At 67.7% G+C, this 23,730-nt stretch carries 19 protein-coding genes and 1 riboswitch; of the genes, 16 read left to right on the top strand and 3 right to left on the bottom strand.

The window, feature by feature from the left end:
• Positions 1–316 precede the first annotated feature (316 nt).
• The 15 genes from AC07OH_RS04440 to AC07OH_RS04370 all read left to right on the top strand — a co-directional run bounded on the left by AC07OH_RS04440 (position 317) and on the right by AC07OH_RS04370 (position 17,462).
• A complete protein-coding gene (locus tag AC07OH_RS04440; RefSeq protein ID WP_489057035.1) occupies positions 317–1,177 on the top strand; it encodes a lytic transglycosylase domain-containing protein in 861 nt (286 codons plus the stop codon).
• A gap of 39 nt (positions 1,178–1,216) precedes the next feature.
• Positions 1,217–1,343: riboswitch (ZMP/ZTP riboswitch) on the top strand.
• Positions 1,344–1,381: 38 nt separating this feature from the next.
• Positions 1,382–2,626 carry a serine hydroxymethyltransferase gene (gene glyA, locus AC07OH_RS04435; RefSeq protein ID WP_070060410.1) on the top strand — a complete coding sequence of 415 codons (1,245 nt, stop codon included), beginning with the start codon at positions 1,382–1,384 and terminating at the stop codon, positions 2,624–2,626.
• Between the two features lie 33 nt (positions 2,627–2,659).
• A complete protein-coding gene (gene nrdR, locus AC07OH_RS04430) occupies positions 2,660–3,103 on the top strand; it encodes a transcriptional regulator NrdR (RefSeq protein WP_007836918.1) in 444 nt (147 codons plus the stop codon).
• A gap of 28 nt (positions 3,104–3,131) precedes the next feature.
• A complete protein-coding gene (ribD, locus tag AC07OH_RS04425) occupies positions 3,132–4,262 on the top strand; it encodes a bifunctional diaminohydroxyphosphoribosylaminopyrimidine deaminase/5-amino-6-(5-phosphoribosylamino)uracil reductase RibD (protein ID WP_495299744.1) in 1,131 nt (376 codons plus the stop codon).
• A gap of 86 nt (positions 4,263–4,348) precedes the next feature.
• Complete coding sequence (locus AC07OH_RS04420) at positions 4,349–5,020, top strand: riboflavin synthase (protein WP_489057038.1); 672 nt, start codon at positions 4,349–4,351, stop codon at positions 5,018–5,020.
• Complete coding sequence (gene ribBA / locus AC07OH_RS04415) at positions 5,017–6,171, top strand: bifunctional 3,4-dihydroxy-2-butanone-4-phosphate synthase/GTP cyclohydrolase II (RefSeq protein ID WP_139705478.1); 1,155 nt, start codon at positions 5,017–5,019, stop codon at positions 6,169–6,171. The genes AC07OH_RS04420 and ribBA overlap by 4 nt, the downstream gene beginning before the upstream one ends.
• A 6-nt stretch (positions 6,172–6,177) precedes the next feature.
• Complete coding sequence (gene ribH / locus AC07OH_RS04410) at positions 6,178–6,639, top strand: 6,7-dimethyl-8-ribityllumazine synthase (protein WP_070060391.1); 462 nt, start codon at positions 6,178–6,180, stop codon at positions 6,637–6,639.
• A complete protein-coding gene (gene nusB, locus AC07OH_RS04405) occupies positions 6,636–7,166 on the top strand; it encodes a transcription antitermination factor NusB (RefSeq protein ID WP_070060390.1) in 531 nt (176 codons plus the stop codon). The genes ribH and nusB overlap by 4 nt, the downstream gene beginning before the upstream one ends.
• A complete protein-coding gene (locus AC07OH_RS04400; RefSeq protein ID WP_495299743.1) occupies positions 7,163–8,350 on the top strand; it encodes a pyridoxal phosphate-dependent aminotransferase in 1,188 nt (395 codons plus the stop codon). The genes nusB and AC07OH_RS04400 overlap by 4 nt, the downstream gene beginning before the upstream one ends.
• Positions 8,347–8,805 carry a tol-pal system-associated acyl-CoA thioesterase gene (ybgC, locus tag AC07OH_RS04395; protein WP_495299742.1) on the top strand — a complete coding sequence of 153 codons (459 nt, stop codon included), beginning with the start codon at positions 8,347–8,349 and terminating at the stop codon, positions 8,803–8,805. Before AC07OH_RS04400 ends, ybgC begins: the two co-directional genes overlap by 4 nt.
• Positions 8,802–9,524, top strand: coding sequence for a protein TolQ (tolQ, locus tag AC07OH_RS04390; RefSeq protein ID WP_489057040.1), 723 nt, complete (start codon positions 8,802–8,804; stop codon positions 9,522–9,524). The genes ybgC and tolQ overlap by 4 nt, the downstream gene beginning before the upstream one ends.
• Positions 9,525–9,558: 34 nt before the next feature.
• On the top strand, positions 9,559–9,996 hold the full coding sequence (locus tag AC07OH_RS04385) for an ExbD/TolR family protein (protein ID WP_495299741.1): 438 nt from the start codon (positions 9,559–9,561) through the stop codon (positions 9,994–9,996).
• A 3-nt stretch (positions 9,997–9,999) separates the two neighbouring features.
• Entirely contained in the window at positions 10,000–10,923 is a 924-nt protein-coding gene (tolA, locus tag AC07OH_RS04380; RefSeq protein WP_495299740.1) for a cell envelope integrity protein TolA, read from the top strand.
• A 93-nt stretch (positions 10,924–11,016) separates the two neighbouring features.
• Positions 11,017–12,255 (top strand): M48 family metalloprotease, encoded by a 1,239-nt coding sequence (locus AC07OH_RS04375; protein ID WP_495299739.1) that lies wholly within the window; start codon positions 11,017–11,019, stop codon positions 12,253–12,255.
• Positions 12,252–17,462, top strand: coding sequence for a DUF4011 domain-containing protein (locus tag AC07OH_RS04370; protein ID WP_495299738.1), 5,211 nt, complete (start codon positions 12,252–12,254; stop codon positions 17,460–17,462). The genes AC07OH_RS04375 and AC07OH_RS04370 overlap by 4 nt, the downstream gene beginning before the upstream one ends.
• On the opposite strand, the gene AC07OH_RS04365 is transcribed toward AC07OH_RS04370, so the two are convergent.
• The 3 genes from AC07OH_RS04365 to AC07OH_RS04355 all read right to left on the bottom strand — a co-directional run bounded on the left by AC07OH_RS04365 (position 17,446) and on the right by AC07OH_RS04355 (position 22,850).
• Positions 17,446–17,817 carry a YgiW/YdeI family stress tolerance OB fold protein gene (locus tag AC07OH_RS04365; protein ID WP_083259096.1) on the bottom strand — a complete coding sequence of 124 codons (372 nt, stop codon included), beginning with the start codon at positions 17,815–17,817 and terminating at the stop codon, positions 17,446–17,448. The two genes, AC07OH_RS04370 and AC07OH_RS04365, sit on opposite strands and share 17 nt — an antisense overlap.
• Before the next feature lie 95 nt (positions 17,818–17,912).
• Positions 17,913–21,431, bottom strand: coding sequence for a DNA polymerase III subunit alpha (dnaE, locus tag AC07OH_RS04360; protein ID WP_495299737.1), 3,519 nt, complete (start codon positions 21,429–21,431; stop codon positions 17,913–17,915).
• Between the two features lie 57 nt (positions 21,432–21,488).
• Positions 21,489–22,850, bottom strand: a complete 1,362-nt coding sequence (locus AC07OH_RS04355; RefSeq protein WP_495299736.1) for a tetratricopeptide repeat protein — start codon at positions 22,848–22,850, stop codon at positions 21,489–21,491.
• 87 nt (positions 22,851–22,937) lie between these two features.
• On the opposite strand from AC07OH_RS04355, the gene AC07OH_RS04350 reads away from it, so the two are divergent.
• Complete coding sequence (locus AC07OH_RS04350) at positions 22,938–23,723, top strand: sulfurtransferase (protein ID WP_495299735.1); 786 nt, start codon at positions 22,938–22,940, stop codon at positions 23,721–23,723.
• The last annotated feature ends 7 nt before the right edge of the window (positions 23,724–23,730 follow it).

Genomic DNA, 23,730 nt, shown 5'->3' with positions numbered 1-23,730 from the left:
CCCGTAGGTGCACTCCCCCTGGAGCCCCCTCGGACGAGGGGATTCTTCAAGCACTTATTAACATATGAAACCAAATCCTTATGCTTGACCGTGTATTTAGCCACGCTAGAATCCGCCTGCCCTCGCTGCCGGACGCAGGAGGGCCTTCCTGAATCCGCTGCCGAATTCCACCGGCGTGATCAGGCCGCCGCGCTCCTTACCCCACCCCCTCCATGCGCGGAGCCTGATTCGTACATACCAATCCAAGCGCCGCTGCCTTCATCCATCGCCCTTTCGGCGCTGCATGCCAGGTGCCGCACAGAAAGGAAAAAAAGCGATGAGCAAGGCGTTTGATGCCACAGCCCGCGGGCTACGGACCTTCGTGTCCGATGTGGCAGACGGCTTTTTTGAAATCACCCACAACGGGTTTGCACTGGTCGGCCTGGCCATCGTGTTCGCGGCCCTCGCCCTCGTGGCGCGGCCCGATCTGCGCAAGACCGGCGAGGAACAACTGATGGGCTGGCTGCAGTCGCGCAAGCCCGCGCCCGAAGCCACCGACCTGGAGCCGACCGCCATCGAGCGCACCACGGCCGCGAGTCCCGACGATCTGCCCAAGCAGCAGGCGGCGGTGGCCTACTGGCTCAGCAAGAAGTACCGCGTTGCGGCCGAGCCGCTGAGCGTGCTGGTCTCCGAGGCTTACCAGATCGGCAAGCGCACCAAGCTCGACCCGACGCTGATCCTGGCCATCATGGCCATCGAATCCAGCTTCAACCCGTTCGCGCAAAGCCACGTCGGCGCCCAGGGCCTGATGCAGGTCATGACCCGCGTGCATGGCGACAAGTACGAAAGCGCGGGCGGCACGCTCACCGCCTTCGACCCGGTGACCAACATGCGCGTCGGCGTGAAGGTGCTGCAGGAATGCATCGCCCGCGCCGGTTCGCTCGAAGGCGGCCTGCGCTACTACGTGGGCGCCGCCAACCTCGACGACGACGGCGGCTATGCCGCCAAGGTGCTGGCCGAGCACGAGCGCCTGCGTCAGGTCGCCGCCGGCCGTGCGCCGTCGACGATGGTCGTGCCGCCGCCGACCACGGCGCGTGCACAGCCAATTCCGGTCGTGGCACCGGCCAAGCCGGCGCGTGAAGAACCGGCCACCGGCAGCGAGCCGGCCAAGGTCGCCCTGCTCTCCGCAGTTTCCTGAAGCCCTGCGGCCCGGAAGCCTCCGGGCCTGCGCTACACTCGGCCTGTACGCGACTGGCGATAGGCGCAGCACCCTGAAAAAGGTGCCACGCGCTGACGTGGAATACCACTGGGAAGCGTGCCGCCTGACCACAACAGGCGTTCAGCCGTTCGCCTGGGCAGCCCTTGTTTGGTTGAACAAGGACCTCGTCTTCAAAGGACTGCCATGTACCAACGCAATATCCTGGTCGAACAGACCGATCCCGAAATCTGGGCCGCCATTCAAGCCGAAAACGCGCGCCAGGAACACCACATCGAGCTGATCGCCAGCGAGAACTACGCCTCGCCGGCCGTCATGGCCGCCCAGGGCTCGCAGCTCACTAATAAATACGCCGAAGGCTACCCGGGCAAGCGCTACTACGGCGGCTGCGAGCACGTCGACGTGGCCGAGCAACTGGCCATCGACCGCGTCAAGCAGATCTTCGGCGCCGACGCCGCGAACGTGCAGCCGCATTGCGGTGCCTCGGCCAACGAAGCCGTGATGCTCGCCTTCCTGAAGCCCGGCGACACCATCATGGGCATGAGCCTGGCCGAAGGCGGCCACCTGACCCACGGCATGCCGCTGAACATGAGCGGCAAGTGGTTCAACGTGGTGAGCTACGGCCTGGACGCCAACGAAGCCATCGACTACGACGCGATGGAACGCAAGGCGCATGAGCACATGCCCAAGCTGATCATCGCGGGCGCATCGGCCTACTCGCTGCACATCGACTTCGAGCGTTTCGCCAAGGTCGCCAAGGACGTCGGCGCGATCTTCATGGTCGACATCGCCCACTACGCCGGCCTCGTGGCCGCGGGCGTGTACCCCAACCCGGTGCCGCACGCCGACATCGTGACCTCGACCACGCACAAGAGCCTGCGCGGCCCGCGCGGCGGCATCATCCTGATGAAGTCGCAGCACGAGAAGGCGATCAACAGCGCCATCTTCCCCGGCCTGCAAGGCGGCCCGCTGATGCACGTGATCGCCGCCAAGGCCGTCGCGTTCAAGGAAGCCCTGACGCCCGAGTTCAAGGCCTACCAGCAACAGGTGGTCAAGAACGCCCAGATCGTGGCCGACACCCTCACCTCGCGCGGCCTGCGCATCGTGAGCGGACGCACCGAAAGCCACGTCATGCTGGTCGACCTTCGTTCCAAGGGCATCACCGGCAAGGAAGCCGAAGCCGTGCTGGGCGCCGCCCACATGACGATCAACAAGAACGCGATCCCCAACGACCCGGAAAAGCCGATGGTCACCAGCGGCGTGCGTATTGGCACCCCCGCCATGACCACGCGCGGCTTCAAGGACGAAGAGGCCCGCATCACGGCGAACCTGGTGGCCGACGTGCTCGAGAACCCGCGCGACGCGGCGAACATCGACGCGGTGCGCGCCAAGGTCCACGCCTTGACGAGCCGCTTCCCTGTCTACCGTTGATTTCGTAAATAGAAGAAGAGAAGCACTGGCCGCATGAAATGCCCTTTTTGCGGTCATCTCGAAACGCAGGTCGTCGAGACCCGCGTTTCGGAAGACGCCGACTTCGTCCGCAGGCGCCGCCAGTGCAGCGCCTGCGACAAGCGCTTCACCACGTATGAGCGCCCGGACGTCAATTTCCCCGTCGTGGTCAAGAAGGACGGCAGCCGCGCCGACTTCGACTCGACCAAGGTCCGCGCCTCGATGATGCTGGCGCTGCGCAAGCGCCCCGTGAGCATCGAGCAGATCGACAACGCCCTGCTGCGCATCGAACAGAAGCTGCTGGCCAGCGGCCTGCGCGAAATCGACTCGACGAAAGTCGGCGAGCTCGTGATGCGCGAACTCAAGAAACTCGACAAGGTCGCCTACGTGCGCTTTGCCTCGGTGTACCGCAGCTTCGAGGACGTGGACGAGTTCCGCCAGCTGCTGCGCGACATCTGACCCCCGAGAAGGCGTGAACGAACCCGGCATGTCCTCTTCCCGACACGACGCCTCCCACATCGCCACCGCCCTGCGGCTGGCCGCCTCCGCGATCCGCCTGACCGACCCGAACCCGCGCGTCGGCTGCGTGCTGTGCGACGCTGAAGGCCGCGTGATCGGCCAGGGCCACACGCAACAAGCCGGCGGTCCGCATGCCGAGGTGATGGCGCTGCGCGATGCGCAGGCCCAGGGCCATTCGACCGCGGGCGCCACCGCCTACGTCACGCTCGAACCCTGCTCGCACCACGGCCGCACCGGCCCCTGCTGCGACGCGCTGATCGCCGCCGGCGTGCGCCGCGTCGTGGCCTCGCTCGCCGACCCGAACCCGCTCGTGTCGGGACAAGGCTTCGAGCGCCTGCGCGCGGCGGGCGTCGAAGTCGAAGTCGGCCCGGGCGCCGACGAATCCCGCGAACTCAACATCGGCTTCTTCAGCCGCATGATCCGCAAGCAGCCCTGGGTTCGAATGAAGATTGCCGCCTCGCTCGATGGCCGCACCGGCCTGCACAACGGCGTGAGCCAGTGGATCACCGGCGAGGCTGCGCGCACCGACGGCCATGCTTGGCGGGCCCGCACCGGCGCGGTGCTGACCGGCGTCGGCACGCTGCTCGAAGACAACCCGCGCCTGGACGTGCGCCTGGTCGACACGCCGCGCCAGCCCCACCTCGTGGTGGTCGACAGCCATCTCCAGACCTCGCCCGACGCTCACATTTTCATAGCTGGCCGCGCCGTCTGGATCTACGCCGCCAGCCGCCACAACGAAGAAAAGGCAGCCGCGCTCGAAGCCCGCGGCGCCACCATCACCTGCCTGCCCAACCTGCACGGCAAGGTCGACCTGCCCGCGATGCTCCAGGACCTCGCGGCGCGCGGCGTCAACGAGCTGCACGTCGAATCGGGCCACAAGCTCAACGGTTCGCTGCTGCGCGAAGGCTGCGTGGACGAGCTGCTGGTGTACCTGGCGCCCAAGCTGATCGGCAGCGGGCTCGACATCGCCAGCCACCTGCATGCCGAGGGCCCGCTCACCTCGCTGGCGGGCGCCTTGCCGCTCGAATTCAAGTCGGTGGACATGCTGGGGCCCGACTTGCGCATCGTCGCGCGCGTCGTCGGCCGCGACCGCTTCTGAGCCGCCGCCCACGCGGCGCGGCACATTCGCAGCCGCAAACCGGCCCTTCGGGCCGAAGACCCCTCGATGTCTGCGAAAATGTGGAAATGTTCACCGGAATCATCACCGGCGTGGGGCGCATCGCCGCCATCCACGACCTCGGCACCTCCTCCTCCTACGGCAAGCGACTCAGCATCGAGGTGCCCGACGGCTACCTCGACGACGTCGGGCTCGGCGACAGCATCGCGCTCAACGGCGCCTGCATGACGGTCACCACGCTCGCACCTGAACGCGGGCAATTCACCATCGACATTTCCGCGGAGTCCCTCGACAAGACGGCCGGCCTGACCGACGAAGGCAGCCGCATCAACCTCGAGAAGGCCCTGCGCGCGAGCGACCGCCTCGGCGGCCACATCGTCTCGGGCCACGTGGACGGCATCGGCCACGTGAGCTTCTTCGCGCCGGTCGGCGAAAGCTGGGAGCTGCGCGTGGTCGCACCGCCTGCCCTCGCCCGCTTCCTGGCCTACAAGGGCTCGATCACCATCAACGGCGTGAGCCTCACGGTCAACAGCGTGGCTGACATCGAAGGCGGCGCCGAGGTCAGCATCAACCTGATCCCGCACACCGTGGAAAACACCTCCCTCGGCGGCCTGAAGGCCGGCTCGAAGGTCAACCTCGAAATCGACACCGTGGCGCGCTACGTGGAGCGCATGCTTCAGGCCGGCATGCTCACCCCCTCTCTGACGTCTTCCACGTCTCCCAAGGACACTTCGAAATGAACGCCTCCGTCACGCCGATCGGCGCCCCGCGCGCCGACCGTGCACCCGCACCGATCTCCCCGGTCGAAGACATCGTGGCCGAGCTGGCCGCCGGCCGCATGGTCATCCTCGTGGACGAGGAAGACCGTGAGAACGAAGGCGACATCGTCATCGCCGCCGACCACATCACCGCCGAATCCATCAACTTCATGGCCCGCCACGCGCGCGGCCTGATCTGCCTCACGCTCTCGCGCGAGATGTGCGAGCGGCTGCAGCTGCCGCCGATGGTCCAGCGCAACGGCGCCAAGCATTCCACCGCCTTCACCGTCTCCATCGAGGCCGCCGAAGGCGTGACCACCGGCATCTCGGCCGCCGACCGCGCCCGCACCGTGCAGGCCGCCGTGGCGCGCAACGCCGTGGCCGCCGACCTGGTACAGCCCGGCCACATCTTCCCGCTGCAGGCCGTGGACGGCGGCGTGCTCATGCGCGCCGGCCACACTGAAGCCGGCTGCGACCTGGCCGCCATGGCCGGCTGCTCGCCCGCCTCGGTGATCTGCGAGGTGATGAACGAAGACGGCACGATGGCCCGCCTGCCCGACCTGCAGATCTTCGCGGCCGAACACGGCCTCAAGATCGGCACCATCGCCGCACTCATCGAGCACCGCAGCCGCGTCGAATCGCTGGTCGAAAAAGTCGGCTGCCGCGAAATCCAGACCAACTGGGGCACCTTCACCGCCCACGCCTTCGTCGACAAGCCCAGCCGCGGCGTGCACCTCGCGCTGGTGCGCGGCCAGTGGGCGCCCGAAGAGACGGTGTCGGTGCGCGTGCACGAACCGCTGTCGGTGCTCGACGCGCTCGAAGTCAACCGCCCAATGCACTCCTGGAGCCTGGACGCCAGCCTCTCGCACATCGCGAACGAAGGCAAGGGCGTGGCCGTGCTGCTGAACTGCGGCGAAACCGCGGCCGAGCTGCTCGCGCAGTTCGACGGCACCGCGCGCCCTGCGCAAGCGCCCGAGCGCGGCCGCATGGACCTGCGCAACTACGGCATCGGCGCGCAGATCCTGCGCGAATGCGGCGTGCACAAGATGAACCTGCTCGGCGCGCCGCGTCGCATGCCGAGCATGGCCGCCGGCTTCGGCCTCGAAATCGCCGGTTACCTCACGAAAGACTGAACGACCATGCAAGGTTCCAACAAGGGCGAGATCACCCTCAACGGCAAAGGCCTGCGCATCGGCATCGTGCAGGCGCGCTTCAACGCCGACATCACCGACGCACTGGCCACGGCCTGCCTGTCGGAGCTCGAGGCACTCGGCGTGGCCGCCTCCGACATCCATCATGTGCAGGTGCCCGGCGCACTCGAAGTGCCGGTGGCGCTGCAGGCGCTCGCCGAGCGCGGCGGCTACCACGCGCTCGTGGCGCTGGGCTGCATCATCCGCGGCGAGACCTACCACTTCGAACTGGTGGCCAACGAATCGGGCGCGAGCGTGAGCCGCGTCGCACTCGACTACCGCCTGCCCATCGCCAACGCGATCCTCACGACCGAAAACCTCGAACAGGCCGTCGCCCGCCAGACCGACAAGGGCCGCGACGCAGCCCAGGTGGCGGTCGAGATGGCACAACTGCTGGCCACCCTTTCATGACCGAAGACACCTCCAAGTCCGCCAAGTCCCGCCAGTCGCGCACCGGCCTCACGAGCACGGGCGTGCGCAAGGCCGCGGCCAAGTCGAACCGCAGCCGCGCGCGCGAGTTCGCGCTGCAGGCGCTCTACCAGCACCTGGTGGGTCGCAACGACCCGACCGACATCGACCACTTCACGCGCGACCTCGCGGGCTTCCACAAGGCCGACGCGGCGCACTACGACGCGCTGCTGCACGGCTCGATCAACGGCGCCGAACAGCTCGACGCGCTGATCCTGCCGCTGCTGGACCGCAAGTTCGCAGAAATCTCGCCCATCGAGCACGCCGTGATGTGGATCGGCGTGTACGAGTTCCAGAACTGCCCCGACGTGCCCTGGCGCGTGGTGCTCAACGAGTGCATCGAACTCGCCAAGGAATTCGGCGGCACCGACGGCCACAAGTACGTGAACGCCGTGCTCAATGGGCTGGCACCGCAGCTGCGCCCACTTGAAGTGGAAGCCGACCGGGCCACCGGCAAGGCGCGCCCATGAGGATCTCGACGCGCGCGCAGCGCATCGAACCGTTCTATGTGATGGAGGTGGCGAAAGCCGCCGGCGTGCTGGCCCGCGAAGTGGCCCACACCGACCGTCCGATGATCTTCCTGAACATCGGCGAGCCCGACTTCACCGCCCCGCCCCTGGTGCAGGAAGCCGCCGCACGCGCCGTGCGCGCCGGCGCCACGCAGTACACGCAGGCCACGGGCCTGGATCACCTGCGCGAACGCATCAGCGGCTGGTACAAGCAGCGCTTCAACGTCGACGTGCCGGCGCGCCGCATCGTCGTCACGGCCGGCGCCTCGGCCGCACTGCAGCTGGCCTGCCTCGCGCTCGTCGAATCGGGCGACGAGATCCTGATGCCCGACCCGAGCTACCCCTGCAACCGCCACTTCGTGAGTGCTGCGGACGGCAAGGCCGTGCTGGTGCCGACCACGGCCGAGGAGCGCTTCCAGCTCACCGCCGCCAAGGTCGAAGCCGCCTGGACCGACAAGACGCGCGGCGTGCTGCTGGCCTCGCCCTCGAACCCGACCGGCACCTCGATCGCGCCCGACGAACTGCGCCGCATCCACGAGGTGGTGTCGCAGCGCGGTGGCATCACGCTGATCGACGAGATCTACCTGGGCCTGTCGTACGACGATGCCTTCGGGCAGACGGCGCTGGCCATCGACGACAACGTCATCAGCATCAACAGCTTCAGCAAGTACTTCAACATGACCGGCTGGCGCCTGGGCTGGCTGGTGGTGCCCGAGGTGCTGGTGCCGGTGGTCGAGCGCCTGGCGCAGAACCTCTTCATCTGCGCGAGCACGGTGTCGCAGTACGCGGCGCTGGCCTGCTTCGAGGCCGAGAGCATCGCCGAGTACGAACGCCGCCGCGCCGAGTTCAAGGCGCGCCGCGACTGGTTCATTCCGCAACTGAACGCCCTGGGCCTGAACGTGCCCGTGGTGCCCGACGGCGCCTTCTACGCCTGGGTCGACTGCACCAGCGTGGCCGACAAACTCGGCATCTCGGGCAGTTGGGACTTCGCCTTCGAGACCATGAAGCGCGCCCACCTGGCCGTGACGCCGGGCCGCGACTTCGGCACGGCCGAGACCGCGAAGTTCGTGCGCTTCTCCACCGCCAGTTCGATGGCGCACCTGCAGGAATCGGTCGAGCGCCTGCGGGCCATGATCGCCCAATGAGTTTCGAGTTTCCGATCCGCGTCTACTGGGAAGACACCGATGCGGGCGGCATCGTGTTCTACGCCAACTACCTGAAGTTCATGGAGCGCGGTCGCACCGAGTGGCTGCGCTCCCTGGGCGTCGAGCAGCGCAAGCTCAAGGAAGCCACCGGCGGCCAGTTCGTGGTGAGCGAAACGCAGCTCAAATACCATCGGCCCTCGCGGCTGGACGACGAACTGCTGGTTACAGCCGAGCTGCGGCAACTGGGCACGGCGTCGTTGATAATCGCTCAGCGCGTGCTATCAAAAACAGAGCAAGAACGCACCGGGGCCGCGGCACCGGTCTTGCTTTGCGAAGGCACGATCCGCATCGGCTGGGTGAACGCCGCCACCTTGCGCCCTGCGCGCATTCCGGCCCAAGTTTCGGGAACCCTCGAGCACTCCAGCGGCTCCATGACTCAACCTTTCAAGCCATGAACCAAGATCTCTCCATCATCAATCTCCTGCTCCACGCCAGCTTCGTGGTGCAACTGGTCGTGCTGCTGCTGGTGATCGTGTCGGTCGCCAGCTGGGCCGCCATCATCCGCAAGTACTTTTCCTTGAAGCGCATCCGCGCGCTCAACGACGACTTCGAGCGCGAGTTCTGGTCGGGCACCAGCCTGAACGAGCTGTTCGCCTCGGCCGCGCAGAACGCCAAGTTCGCCGGCCCCATGGAGCGCATCTTTGCCTCCGGCATGCGCGAGTACCAGAAGCTGCGCGAGCGCCATGTGACCGATGCGCCCACGCTGCTCGACGGCGCCCGCCGCGCGATGCGCGCCAGCTTCCAGCGCGAACTGGATGCGGCCGAGCAGAACCTGTCGTTCCTGGCCACCGTCGGTTCGGTGTCGCCGTACGTGGGCCTCTTCGGCACGGTCTGGGGGATCATGCATGCCTTCACCGGCCTGGCCGCCCTCACGCAGGTGACGCTGGCCACCGTGGCGCCCGGCATCGCCGAAGCGCTGGTGGCTACGGCCATCGGCCTGTTCGCCGCCATTCCCGCGGTGGTCGGCTACAACCGCTTCGCGCGCGAGATCGACAAGATCGCCATCGCCCTGGAGACCTACATCGAAGAGTTCTCCAACATCCTGCAGCGCAACCTCTCGGCCAACCCCGGCGCCGTGACGCCCGCCGCCTCGGTCACCGCCGCGAACCGCTGAAGAGCGGCGCGCATAAGACAAAGGACGCGACGACATGCCCGCCGTTTCATCCCGGGGCCGCGGCCGCCGCACGATCAACGAGATCAACATGGTCCCGTTCATCGACGTGATGCTGGTGCTGCTGATCATCTTCATGGTCACGGCCCCGCTCATCACGCCCAGCGTGATCAACCTGCCCTCGGTCGACCGAGCCAACAAGCAGCCCGAGAAGCCCATCGAGATCGTCATCAAGAGCGACGACGAAGTGCAGATCAAGAAAGATTCATCCACCGGCACCGGCGGCGCCTCGATTCCCATGACGCAGATCGGCTCGGCGGCCAAGGCCGCGCAAGGCGGCGACGCCCAGCGCCCCGTGGTCATCAGCGCCGACAAGTCGGTGAAGTACGAAACCGTCGTGAAGGCGATGAACCAGCTCAAGCGCAGCGGCATCGAGCGCGTGGGGCTGTCGGTCACGACCACGGGCGGCAAATAAGGCATGTCGCTCGCCCTGGATCGCCCCGAGTTCGCGCCGCCGCCGCAGCGCGGCACGCCCCGCGCGGTGGTGCTCGCGCTCATTGCCCATGCGCTGCTGATCGCCGCCCTCACCTGGGGCGTGCGCTGGCGCAGCGAAGCCGACGACGGCGCGGTCGATGCCGAGCTGTGGTCGACCACCGTGATGCAGGCCGCCCCACGCCTGTCGGTGCCGGAGCCGCCGGCGCCCGTGCCCGCACCGCCGCCGCCTGCACCCGCACCGCCCCCGCCGCCTCCCCCGGCCGTCAAGCCACCTGAGCCGGCGCCTGCCCCTGCGCCCGACATCGCACTGGAGCGCGAGAAGAAACTCAAGGAACAGAAGGCGCAGAAGGAGCGCGAGCTCGAACAGCAGCGCCAGCAGCAAAAGAAGAAAGAGCTCGAGGCCAAGGAGCGCGCCGAAGACGAAGCCGAGCGCAAGAAAGAGCAGCAGAAGAAACTGGCCGAGCAGAAGAAGCAGCAGGAAGCCGAGGCCAAGCAGGCCGAAGCGAAGAAGGCGGAAGCAGTCGCCAAGCAGGCGGCCGCCGATCGCGCCGCAACGCTCAAGCGCATGCAGGGCATGGCGGGCGCCAGCGGCAACGAAGACGCCAAGGGCAATGCCCAACGCTCGTCCGGCCCGTCGAGCGGCTATGCCGGCCGCATCGCCGCCGCCGTGCGCCCGAACATCACCTTCCCCGATGCCGACAGCGTGAACGGCAACCCCGAGGCCGAGTTCCTGGTCAACCTGGCACCCGACGGCACCATCGTCGGCGTCAAGCTCGCCAAGTCCAGCGGCCTTCCGGCCTGGGACGAAGCGGCCGAACGCGGCCTGCGCAAGACCGACAAGCTGCCGCGCGACACGGACGGGCGCATCTTCCCGTCGCTGATCGTCACGCTCAAGCCGAAGCGTTGACACCCCGCATTCACCCACATCGTGGGTGATTGCAAGCGACACCACCCGCTCGTTTAGGATCGTCGGCAACTCATTGTTGCTGGCGCTCCTGACATGGTCGACTCTTTCCCTGCCGTTCGCCTCCAAGACCTGACGCCACTGCCCTACCAGCAGGCACTGGCCGCCCACCTCCAGGCGTACGAACCCGAGGCCTGGCGCTGGGCCGCCTCCGCTGAAGCGCGCGAGGAACACACGGCCGCCATGCGCGCCGAACTGCTGCGCAGCGCCTACCGCCTCGACGCCGACGCGCACCCCGACCTGCACGCGGATGCCACCCTGGCCGCGCAGCGCCTCGGCGTCACGGCGCGCATCACGCTCTACCAGGCCCCGTCCGGCGACGGCGCGGCCATGAACGCCGCGATCTACGTCGTGCCGGGCGAAGCGCACATCGTGCTCTCGGGCCCGCTGCTCGAAAAGCTGCAGCCACCCGAGCGTCAGGCCGTGCTCGGCCACGAGCTCGCGCACTATCTGCTGTGGGAGCGCGACGGCGGCCAGCACCACGTCGTCGACCGCCTGCTGCACGCCACGGCGGCCGATCCGCGCGCCGATGCGAGCCACCTGCAGGCCGCGCGGCGCCATGCGCTGTACACCGAGGCCTTTGCCGACCGCGGCGGCTGCGTGGCCTGCGGCGCGCTCGAGCCCGCCGTGAGTGCGCTCATCAAGATCGAGACCGGCCTCACGCAGGTCAACGTGGCGAGCTACCTGGCGCAGGCCGAGGAAATCTGCGCCGACCCCAACAACAAGGCATTGCAGACGCGCGGCGTGAGCCACCCCGAGGTGTTCGTGCGCGCCCGCGCGCTGCGCCTGTGGGCCGGCCGCGAGCACGACGCCGACGAATGGCTGGCAGCCGCGCTCGAAGGCCCGCTCGACCTGGCCACGCTCGACGTGCTCGGCCAGCAACGCGTGAGCGCGCTCACGCGCGGCACCCTCGCGCAGCTGCTGCAGCGGCCCGTGCTGCAGTCGGAATCGCTGCTGGCGCATGCGCGCCGCTTCTTCCCCGACTTCGCGCCGCCCACGTCGGCGATGCCGTCGCCCGAGCCCGCGCCCGCCGGCCTGCACGACTACTTGGCCAGCGTGCTGGTCGACTTCGTCGCCGCCGATCCCGAGATGGACGACGTCACCCTCGCCGCCGCGCTGGGCCTGGCCGATGCGCTCGGCTGCGACACGCCCTTCGAACAGCGCGTGCTGAAAGACCTGGGTCTGTCCAAGCGCAACTTCACCCGCGTCAAGCGCGACGCCGCCGCCTTGCTCGACAAGGCCGCCACCTCTTCTTCGCAGGCCGCCGCCGCATGACCCTCGCTCCCGCCCCGCTCCTGCAACTGCTCGCCACCGCCGAGGCCCACGGCGGCCTGCAGACCGACGACGTGCTCAAGCTCGTGCTGCCGCTGCTGCGCGAGGTCTCGGCCCTGCACGAACTCGGCCACGTCGCCGCGCTCGGCAACGCCTTCGCCTACCGCGTGACCGACGCGCCCGCCGAACCCGCGCTGGCGCTCGCCCAGCCTGAAGGCACCGCACCACGCCGTCACCCCGAGGCCATCGCACCGCTCGAACAACCCGCCGCCTCGGTGCTGCGCGTGGTCGGCGAAACGCGCCTGACCGTCGATGCCGAGGCCGGCGTCGCGCTCGAGAACCTCGCGGTGATGCCCGAGGCCGGCCCCGACACCGTGCCCACGCGCCCCGTCTACCTGCCCGGCTACGCCGCGTGGGAACTGCGCCTGGGCCACCACGACGCGCTCGGCGACATCCTGTGCCTGGGCCAGGTGCTGGCCAGCCTGTCGTGCGGGCTCGACTTTACCGACGGCGACGACCTGACCCGCTTCGCCACGCACCGCGGCAACCTGTTCGAGCTGAACCGCCGGCTGCACCCGGTGGTGGCCGCCGTGATCTTCGAGATGACCGCGCTCGACCGCCACGAACGCGCACGCGACCTGCCCTCGGTCATCCGGCGCCTCGAGACCTACCGCGACCAGCCCGTCGACCTCGGCCTGGACCGCATCGCGCCCGCCCGCGACGGCGCGGGCCAGCGCCGCCAGGCGATCCAGCTGCACCTGCGCGACCGGCTCTTCGACCTCTCGCGGCGCAACCGCCTGCTGTACTTCAAGCCGACGCAGGCGCACGTGAACCTCACCGTCGCCAGCGTGCCGCTGGTGGTCGACCTGAACAGCATCCGCACCGACCAGCTGTGCGTGTGGGACGGCCGTTTTGCCGCCGACATCGCCAGTTGCGACCCCGTGCCGCTCGCGCGCTGGCTGCGCTTCGAAGACCAGCCCTACCTGCCCGGCGCGCTCGACCGCATCCTGCAGGAGGCGCGGCGCGACCGGGCCGAGTACGGCTTCTCGCAGCTGTCGCTGGTGATCGCCTTCCTGCGCTGGCACAACCTCAAGGAGGGCGAGGCCGAGCGCATCGCCTCGCCGCTGCTGATGCTGCCGGTGGAGCTCACGCGCAAGAAAGGCGTGCGCGACCAGTACCTGCTCGAAGCCTCGGCCAGCGAGGCGCAGGTGAACCCCACGCTGCGCCATCACCTGCGCCAGCTCTACGGCATCGCGCTGCCCGAGACGGTGGACCTGCGCGAGACCTCGCTCGAGCAGTTCCATGCGCAGCTGTCGGCGCAGATCGCGCAGAGCGAGCCCGGCGTGCAGCTGCGGCTCGTGAAGCAGCCCGAGATCGCCGTGATGCACCAGCGCGCGCGCCAGCGGCTCGAACAGTTCAAGCGCCGCACCCGCGTGCGCTCGCCCTCGGCGGTGCCCGTGGCCGCGCAAGACTTCAGCTACGCGCAGGACGACTTCCGCCCGCGCGGGCTGCAGCTGTTCCATGCGCGCGTGCGCCCCGTGCCGCTGCCGGTGCGCGAAGCCGTCGGTGGCGCACCCCAGCCGCGCGCACCGCAGATGGCGGCCACCGCGGTCGACGACACCGAGCGCAAGACCTTCGCGCTGCGCGAAAGCAGCGGCAACCCCTACCAGTGGGACATCGACCTCACGGCCGTGACGCTGGGCAACTTCAACCACCGCAAGATGTCGCTGGTGCGCGACTACTCGGGGCTGGCCGAATCCGACCTGGCGAGCGAGGCCTTCGACCGCGTGTTCTCGCTGCAGCCGCGCCGCGTCGACGCCGAGACGCCGCCCGCCCTGCCGCTGGCCGACCAGTGGCCCGTGGTGCAGGCCGACGCCACGCAGACCGCCGCGGTGGCGCTAGCGCGCACCGGCACCAGCTACATCATCCAGGGCCCGCCGGGCACGGGGAAGTCGCAGACCATCACCAACCTGATCGCCGACTACGTGGGCCGCGGCCAGCGCGTGCTGTTCGTCTGCGAGAAGCGCGCCGCCATCGACGTCGTGTTCCACCGCCTGCGCCAGCAGGGGCTGGACGAGCTGTGCTGCATGATCCACGACTCGCAAGGCGACAAGAAGGCCTTCGTGCAGAACCTGCGCAAGACCTACGAGCTGTGGCTCGAGGCGCCCGGCACGCTGGCGCAGGAAAGCACCGAGCGCACGCAGGTGCTAGACGCCATGGACCTCGACCTGCGCGCGCTCGAACGCTTCGACGCCGCCATGCACGACGTGCCCGAGCACATCGCCGTGACGCTGCGCGAGCTGCTCTCGCGGCTGGTGGCGCTCCAGGCCGACGACCCGTCGCTCACGCCGCTGCAGGCCGAGGCACTGCCCGCCTTCGCGGCCTGGCGCCGGCATGCGGAGCTGGTGTCGCGCCTGCACCTGGCCGTGACCGAAAGCCTGGGTGCGCCCAGCTTCGCGCAGCATGTGTTCGCACAGCTCGCGCCCTCGCTGCTCGCGCAGGAGAAGCCGCTGGCGCGCTTGGTCGAGCGCAGCGAACGCGCCATCGACCTGAGCGCCCCCTGCCGCGATGCGCTGGTCGATGCCTGGTCGCCGCTGGCCGAGGCCGGCGTGCTGTGGCGCGATGCGCTCGCCGTGGTGGCCGATGCGCGCAGCGTCGCCGCGCTGGCCGCGCGTGGCCAGCTGGCGCTGCTCGATGCGACGCACCCGAGCAGCCTCACGCTCGGCGCCGCCCTCAATGAAAGACGTACGCTGCAGCAGGCGCTCGACGCGCAGCTGCAGCGCACCGCCCACTGGCGCGACAAGCTCTCGCCCGGCGACACCGAAGCCGCGCTGGCGCAGGCCCGCGCGCAGCAAGGCTCGCTGCTGCGCTGGCTGCAGCCCTCGTGGTGGCGCCTGTCGGGCGAACTCAAGCGCCGCTACGACTTCGCCGCCCATGCCGTGCGTCCGCGGCCCAGCCGGATCCTCGAAGACCTGCGCGCCGAACAGGCCGCGCGCACCGCGCTCGACCAGCAGGCGGCGCGCCTCGAGGCCGACTACGGCTGCACCGACGCCGAGGCCTTCGCGCAGCAGCTGCAGGCGATGCGCGGCATCGACGCCGGCGCCGGCCTGCGCGCGGCGTTCCAGGCTCACCTGCGCACCGACGCGGGCCGCCGCAGCGTCGAGCAGCTCGTCGCCGCCGCGCCGCGCGTCGACACGCTCGAGGCCCTCTGGCGCGACCTGCTGCACGACGCCGGCGCGCAACCGCTGGACGCGCTCGACGCCCTGGCCCGCACGCTGCGCGACCAGGCCGACGCGCTGCCGTCGGTGCTCCAGCCGCTGCAGGAACTGGCCGACGCCGACCCCGCCGTGGCCGCCGCGCTGCGCACCCTGCCGCTGCCGCCCGAGGCCATCGAGTACGCCGTCGCGCGCGAAGGGCTGGAGCGCGTGTACCGCACCGAACGCTGGCTGCCGCGCTTCGACGGCGCCACGCTCGCGCGCCATGCGCAGCGCCTGGGCGAAGGCGAACGCAAGCTGCTCGAACGCAACGCACGCACGCTCGCCGCCGCGGTACGCCAGCGTTTCCGCGACCATGTGCAAAAGAGCGCCCTGCCCGCCAGCCAGCTCGACGCCGACGGCAAGGTCTTCAAGAAGAGCTACAACGCCGGCCGCCGCGAGCTCGAGCACGAATTCGGCAAGACCATGCGCTACAAGGCGATCCGCGAGCTGGCCAGTGGCGACACCGGCCGCGTGGTGCGCGACATGAAGCCCATCTGGCTCATGAGCCCGCTGTCGGTGTCCGACACGCTGCCGCTCGCGGCCGACCTGTTCGACGTGGTGATCTTCGACGAGGCCAGCCAGATCCCGGTCGAGGAAGCCGTGCCGGCGCTGTACCGCGCGCCGCAGATCATCGTGGTGGGCGACGAGATGCAGCTGCCGCCGACCAGCTTCTTCTCGTCGGGCCGCGATGCCGAGGAAGACACCGTGTCGGTGGCAGGCGACGATGCAGAGAACGGCGAGGAAGGCGAACGCATCGCCGTCGTGCTCGACGCCGACAGCCTGCTGAACCAGGGCGCGCGCAACCTGCCGGCCACGCTGCTGGCCTGGCACTACCGCAGCCGCTACGAATCGCTCATCGGCTTTTCGAACGCGGCCTTCTACGCGGGCAACCTGTACACCATTCCCGACCGCAGCCTGCCCGCGCCCGAGCGCGGCGAGATCGTGGTGCAGTCGCGCAGCCCGAGCGACGAGTCCGTGAAGGCGCAGGTCGACGCCCTGCTCTCGCGCGCCATCAGCTTCCACCGCGTGGCCGATGCGGTGTACGAGAACCGCATCAACGACGGCGAGGCGCGGCACATTGCGCAGTTGGTGCGCGAGCTGCTCAAGCGCGAGACCGGACGCAGCCTGGGCATCGTGGCGTTCTCCGAGGCGCAGCAGGGCGAGATCGAGGAGGAGCTGAACGCGCTCGGCGCGGTCGATGCCGACTTCGCAGCGCGGCTGGAGGCCGAGTACGTGCGCGAGGAAGACGACCAGTTCTGCGGCCTCTTCATCAAGAACCTGGAGAACGTGCAGGGCGACGAGCGCGACATCATCATCCTCAGCATCTGCTACGGCCCCAACCCCGAGGGCCGCATGCTGATGAACTTCGGCCCGATCAACCAGCGCGGCGGCGAGAAGCGGCTGAACGTGATCTTCAGCCGCGCCAAGCACCACATGGCGGTGGTCTCGACCATCCGCCATGAGGCGATCACCAACGACCACAACGAAGGCGCAGCCGCGCTGAAGAACTTCCTGCGCTATGCCGAGTGCCTGTCACGCGGCGACGAGGACACGGCGCGGCGCGTGCTCGAAGGCATGAACCCGCTGGCGCGCGGCCACGTGGCGCGGCAGGCGCGCACGGACGAGGTTACGGCGCAGATCGCGCAGGCGCTGCGCGCACGCGGCCATGCGGTGGACGAACAGGTGGGACAGTCGCGTTTTCGCTGCGACCTCGCGGTGCGCGCATCGGGACAGGGCCACTATGCGCTGGGCCTCCTCGTGGACGGCGCGGCGCAGGACGGCACGCGTCACAACGTGCTGGAACGCTATGTCTCGCGTCCGCGCATCCTCGACGCTTTCGGTTGGCAGGTGATGCAGGTGCTGGCCAAGGACTGGCTGCACGCCCCCGAGGCCGTGCTCGACCAAGTCGAGCAGGCGCTCGGAAAAAAGGCCGGGGTCAGCGCAGGACGGTGATGACGCGCTTGACGTCGAGTTCGGTCTTGCCGGTGAGCCGGTCCTTGTCGAACTCGCCGCTGAGCTCGACGCGCACCTTGTCGTCGATCTTCACGCCCGGCGGGAAGTACTTGGCGTCGATCTCGACCTTCAGGCGCCCCGTGTCGTCGGCAAAGGTGTAGTGCTCGCCGCCGTCGTGCGAGACGATGAAGCCGCGCACCGTGGCGTGCTGGTCGTCCTGGCCGGTCTCGATCAACTGCTTGACCGTCAGGTTCGGCACCGAGCTCGGGCCGGCGTACTGGGCCCAGGCCGCGGCCATGGGCAGCGCCACGCCGAATGTCAATGCGGTGGTCTTGAGGATCTTCTTGAAATGCATGCGGTCGTTCCTCCTGTGAATGGCCCAGGGCCGGGTTGCAACAGTCTGATGGACCGCGCGCAGGCCCCGAGGTTCCCCGGGGCCGCGCGATCCGATCAATCGTAGATGACCTGCGCCTTGCCCGCTTCGGCTTGCGCGGTCCAGCTCGCGAGCGCCGCATCGGTCGGGAAGAACTTGGCGCGCTCGCCCAATTGCAACTCGACCTGCGCCCCGCCCCGCGCCATCGACAGACGCACGGGCAGGCCGTGCACCAGGTCACCGACCTCGGTCTGCTCGGTGCGCGCCGGAAAGTCTTTCAAGAGGCGCGCGATCTCCGGCACCTTGCCATTGACCGCCACGCGCAGGAACTTGCCGAAGCGGCAGCGCGCCGAGGCCAGGTCCCACACCTGCTGCACCTGGAAGCGCGCCTCGAAGCCGCCGCGCGCGGGCTGCAGCTTGCCGCTCACGATGACGAGCTCGTCGTCCTTCAGCGTGTTGCGGTTGGCGTTGATGAGCGCCTCGTCGGCCGTGGCGTCGATGGACTCCGACTTGTCGTCGAGCTTGAAGATCGCCAGCCGGCCGCGCTGGCCGTTGATGACGCGGAAGTCGCTCACGATGCCGGCGATGACCTGCGGGTCGCGGCTGTCGAGCAGGTCGCCGATCTCGCGCTTGCAGAAGCGCCGCACCTCGTGCGAAACCTCGTCGAACAGGTGGCCCGACAGGTAGAAGCCCACGGCCGTCTTCTCGAAAGTCAGACGCTCTTTCACGCCCCAGGGCGTGGCGTCGACCAGGTCGGGCTCCTGCGTGGCCGAACCGTGCTCGCAGTCGCCGAAGATGTCGGCCTGCGAGGCGTTGGCCGCCGTGGCGATGGCGAACTCGAAGGCGCGGTCGACCGAGGCGATGAGCGAGGCGCGGTTCTGCTGGATGGCATCGAACGCGCCAGCCTTGATGAGCGCCTCGACCGTGCGCTTGTTGATGCGCTGGCGGTCGATGCGCACGCAGAAGTCGTACAGGCTCTTGAACGGCCCGCCCTCTTCGCGCGCCCGCACCACGGCCTCGACCGCGAGCTGGCCCGTGCCCTTCACGGCGCCCAGGCCGTAGCGGATGATCCGGTTGGTGACCGGCTCGAAGCGGTAGTTGCCGCGGTTCACGTCCGGCGGCTCGAAGGTGATGTTGAAATTCTTCTGGGCGTCTTCGAACAAGAGCTTGAGCTTGTCCGTGTCGTCCATTTCCACGGTCATATTCGCGCAGAAGAACTCGGCCGTGTAGTGGACCTTGAGCCAGCCCGTGTGGTACGCCAGCAGCGAGTAGGCGGCGGCGTGCGACTTGTTGAAGCCGTAGCCCGCGAACTTCTCCATCAAGTCGAAGATTTCGTCGGCCTTGTCCTGCACGATGCCGTGCGTGGCCAGGGCGCCCGCGCGGAACTTCTCGCGGTGCTCGGCCATTTCCTCGAGCTTCTTCTTGCCCATCGCGCGGCGCAGCAAGTCGGCGCCGCCGAGCGAGTAGCCGCCCAGGATCTGCGCGGTCTGCATCACCTGCTCCTGGTAGACCATGATCCCGTAGGTCTCGGAGAGCATTTCGGCCACGGCCGGGTGCGGGTACTCCACGTCTTCGCGACCGTGCTTGCGCGCCACGAAGCTGGGAATCAGGTCCATCGGGCCCGGACGGTACAGCGCGTTCAGCGCGATCAGGTCTTCCAGGCGCGTGGGCCGCGCGTCCTTCAGCATGCCTTGCATGCCGCGGGATTCAAACTGGAACACGGCCTCGGTCTTGCCGTCGGAGAACAGGCGGTAGGTCGGCCCGTCGTTCAGCGGGATGTTCTCGAACGCGAAGTTCTCCTGGCCCTTGTGGCGCTTCATGATGAACTCGCGCGCGATCTCCAGGATCGTGAGCGTGGCCAGGCCCAAGAAGTCGAACTTCACGAGGCCGATGGCTTCGACGTCGTCCTTGTCATACTGGCTCACGGCCGATTCGCTGCCGGGCTGCTGGTACAGCGGGCAGAAGTCGGTGAGCTTGCCCGGCGCAATGAGCACGCCGCCGGCGTGCATGCCGATGTTGCGGGTCATGCCTTCGAGCTTCTGCGCGAGCTCGACCAGCATGCGCACTTCTTCTTCCTTCTCGATGCGCTCCGCCAGCTGCGGCTCCATCTCGATGGCGTAGTTGTTCTTGTCGCCTTCGATCTTGGTCGCGGGCGGGTACTGCAGCGTGACCGACATGCCCGGCTTGTTCGGGATCAGCTTGCTGATGCCGTCGCAGAACATGTAGCTCATGTCGAGCACGCGGCCCACGTCGCGGATGGCCGCGCGCGCGGCCATGGTGCCGAAGGTGGCGATCTGGCTCACGGCGTTGCGGCCGTACTTGTCCTTCACGTAGTCGATCACGCGGTCCCGGTTGCCCTGGCAGAAGTCGATGTCGAAGTCGGGCATCGAGACGCGTTCGGGGTTCAGGAAACGTTCGAACAGCAGCTTGTATTCGAGCGGGTCGAGGTCGGTGATCTTCAGCGCGTAGGCCACCAGCGAGCCCGCACCCGAGCCCCGGCCCGGGCCCACGGGGCAGCCGTTTTCCTTGGCCCACTTGATGAAGTCGCCCACGATCAGGAAGTAGCCGGGGAAGCCCATGTTCAGGATCGTGTTGATCTCGAACTCCAGGCGCTCCACGTAGCGCGGCCGTTCGGCATCGCGCTTGGCTTCGTCGGGGTACAGGTGCTTCAGTCGCACCTCCAGCCCGTCGAACGACTCCTGGCGGAAGAACTCGCCGATCGGCATGCGCACGCCTTCGCTGATGAAGGGCGTGGGAAAGTCGGGCAGCTGCGGCTTGCCGAGCACCAGCGTGAGGTTGCAGCGCTTGGCGATTTCGACCGTGTTGGCCAGCGCGCTGGGCACGTCGGCAAAGAGCGCCTGCATCTCGGCGCTCGACTTGAAGTACTGCTCTTCGGTGAACTTGCGCACGCGGCGCGGGTTGCCCAGGATTTCGCCTTCGGAAATGCACACGCGCGCCTCGTGCGCCTCGTAGTCCTGGCGTTCGGCGAACTGCACCGGGTGCGTGGCCACCACCGGCAGCTTCAGTCGGGCCGCGAGCTTCACGGCCGCGATCACGTGCGGCTCGTCTTCGGGGCGGCCGGCACGTTGCAGCTCGATGTAGAAGCGGTGCGGGAACATGCCCGCGAGTTGCAGCGCCAGCTCGGCGGCGCGCTCTTCCTGGCCCTGCAGCAGCGGCTGGCCCAGCGGCCCGGCCTGCGCGCCCGACAGCGCGATCAGCCCGCCCTGCAGCTCCTGCAGCCACTCGAGCTTGCAGGCCGCCTGCGACTGGCCGCGGCTCACGTTCTGCGTCCAGGCGCGGGCCAGCAGTTCCGACAGGTTGAGGTAGCCCTCCATGTTCTGCACCAGCAGAATGAGGCGGGTCAGCGCGCCGGGCTCCTTGCCCAGCCCGTCGATGAAGATTTCAGCGCCGATGACGGGCTTGACGCCCTTGCCCCGGCCCTGCTTGTAGAACTTGACCGTCCCGAACAGGTTGTTCAGGTCGGTGATGGCCAGCGCGGGCTGCTTGTCGGCAGCGGCGGCCTTGATGACTTCGTCGATTCGATTCGTGCCATCGACGACGGAAAACTCGGTGTGCAGACGCAGGTGAACAAACATCCTGCCATTGTAGTTTTCGGGCGCCCGGAGGCGCCGTCAGGAAGACCCTCGTTCGGATCATGTCGCGGGTTTTGCCAGCCGCGCCTTGAGGCCGGGATCGAGGCGGTAGGCGGCCTCTTCTTCTTCGGCTGCACGCTTCGGGGCATTCTTGCTACGCCAGATATCAGCGCGCACAAGATGGGCATCGACAGCGCGCCAAGTCTTGAAGCTGATGACCTTGTCCAGATCCACAAGCGCGCCGTCAAGATCGCCTTTTGCCCTTCGTGCATTTGCTCGACCGAAATAGCCGTCTACATATTCAGGTGTCGTACGAACGACGTGGTCGAAGTCTTGGTAGGCGCGGTCGAAATTCTGTGTCTTCATCCATGCTGTCCCGCGATAGACGTAAGCCATCGTTCGCTTCGGCGTCTGACGAATGACTTCATTGAAATCAGCCAATGATTTCTCGTAGTCGCTTTTGGAGGCCCAAGAAAGCCCTCGACCGAAATAAGCTTCGGTGAAGCTCGGTATCAGACGAATCGCTTGATCAAAATCCGCAATGGCTGCGTCGTGCTCGCCTAACTTCTCCCGCAGCATGCCGCGATTCTTGTATGCCATGGGAAACGAGGGCGAGCGACGGATCGCTTCGCTGTAGTCGTCGATCGCCTTCGTCGGCTCTTTCTTCCGCTCCCAAACCACCGCACGGTTGTTGAGCACTTGGACGTTCCCGGGATTTGTACGCAGTGCCTCGGTGTTGTCAGCAATCGCGCGGTCATAGTCACCCTTTCGCTCCCACACCAAAGCTCGACCTTGATAGCCAAAGGAGTCCTTCGGATCGATGCGTAGCGCTTGGTCGTAATCTGCAAGCGCCTTGTCCAGTTCGCCTGCTTCCTCCCAAGCGGACGCGCGCCCCTGATATGCCCCAGAACTCTCGGGATGGATCCGAAGCGCCTCATCGTAGTCTGCGATCGCCTTCTTGAATTCGCGTAACTTGACGAACGTCGCGCCGCGGTTCCGATAAACCTCCGCGTACTTGGGCGCTGGCGTCGCTTCTTTGTCGAGATTTTTATGGGCGTCGACCGCCTTGTCGAAAAAGGGCAACGCCTCGCGCGGCTCACCCGCCAAATTCCACAGAGCGCCACGGTTGTTGTAGCCAAAGGTGTAGGTCGGATCGATACGGGAAGCCTCGGTGTACTCGGCCATCGCGCGAGAAAAATCGCCATCCTCCTTCAGCGCGTTGCCCAAAACCGCGTGTGCGACGGCATATTGCCGCTTCGTGAGTCCCTTGGCGGCAATTACCCTGTCGCAGGCGGTGAGCCTGTCCGTTGTGAATCCCCGGCCTGTATTGCAGAGATCGTAGGCATCCTGCAACGCGTCGGAGGCCCCCCACGCAGTTGCAGACAGCGCAATGGCCGCACACGCGATCAAACGTCGAACCATGAATTCTTCCCTCCAGATTATTTGTATCAAGACTTTACCTCCTCCCTGAGTCCGCCCGTCATTCGCCGGTCCCTACAATCCCGCCCCGTGCAAGAGATTTTGAATATCGCCGCCTACAAGTTCGTGGGCATCAACGACAGCCCCGTGCTGCGTGAGACCCTGCGCGAGCGCGCGCAGGCCCTGGGCCTGATGGGCACGATCCTGCTGGCGCCCGAAGGTATCAACCTGTTTCTGGCGGGGACGGCGCATGCCATCCACGCCTTCCTGGCCGACCTGCGCGCCGATGCGCGCTTTGCCGACCTCGAAACCAAGGAAAGCTGGTCGGCCACGCAGCCCTTCCGGCGCATGCTGGTGAAGCTCAAGCGCGAGATCATCCGCATGGACCACCCCGCGATCCAGCCCGCCGCGGGCCGCGCGCCCGGCGTGGACGCGCCCACGCTCAAGCGCTGGCTCGACCAGGGCCACGACGACGAGGGCCGGGAGATCGTGATGCTGGACACGCGCAACGACTTCGAGGTCGACGAAGGCACCTTCGACGGCGCGATCGACTGGCGCATCACCAAGTTCACCGAATTCCCGCCCGCATTGAAGGCGCACCGCGCCGACTTCGAGGGCAAGACGGTGGTGAGCTTCTGCACCGGCGGCATCCGCTGTGAGAAGGCGGCCATCCTCATGCGCGAGGAAGGCGTGGAACACGTGCTGCAGCTCGAAGGCGGCATCCTCAAGTACTTCGAGGACGTCGGCGGCGCGCACTACCACGGCGACTGCTTCGTGTTCGACGGCCGCCGGGCCCTGGCGCCCGACCTCAGCGCGCGCGCCTCCGATGCCAGCGCCCGGGCCTCGGAAGACCCGGACATCGGCATCAAGCAATAAACGGAAG

The organism is Variovorax sp. GW821-FHT10C12, assembly GCF_059415405.1.
This window is presented reverse-complemented; position numbering and strand designations above follow the sequence as displayed.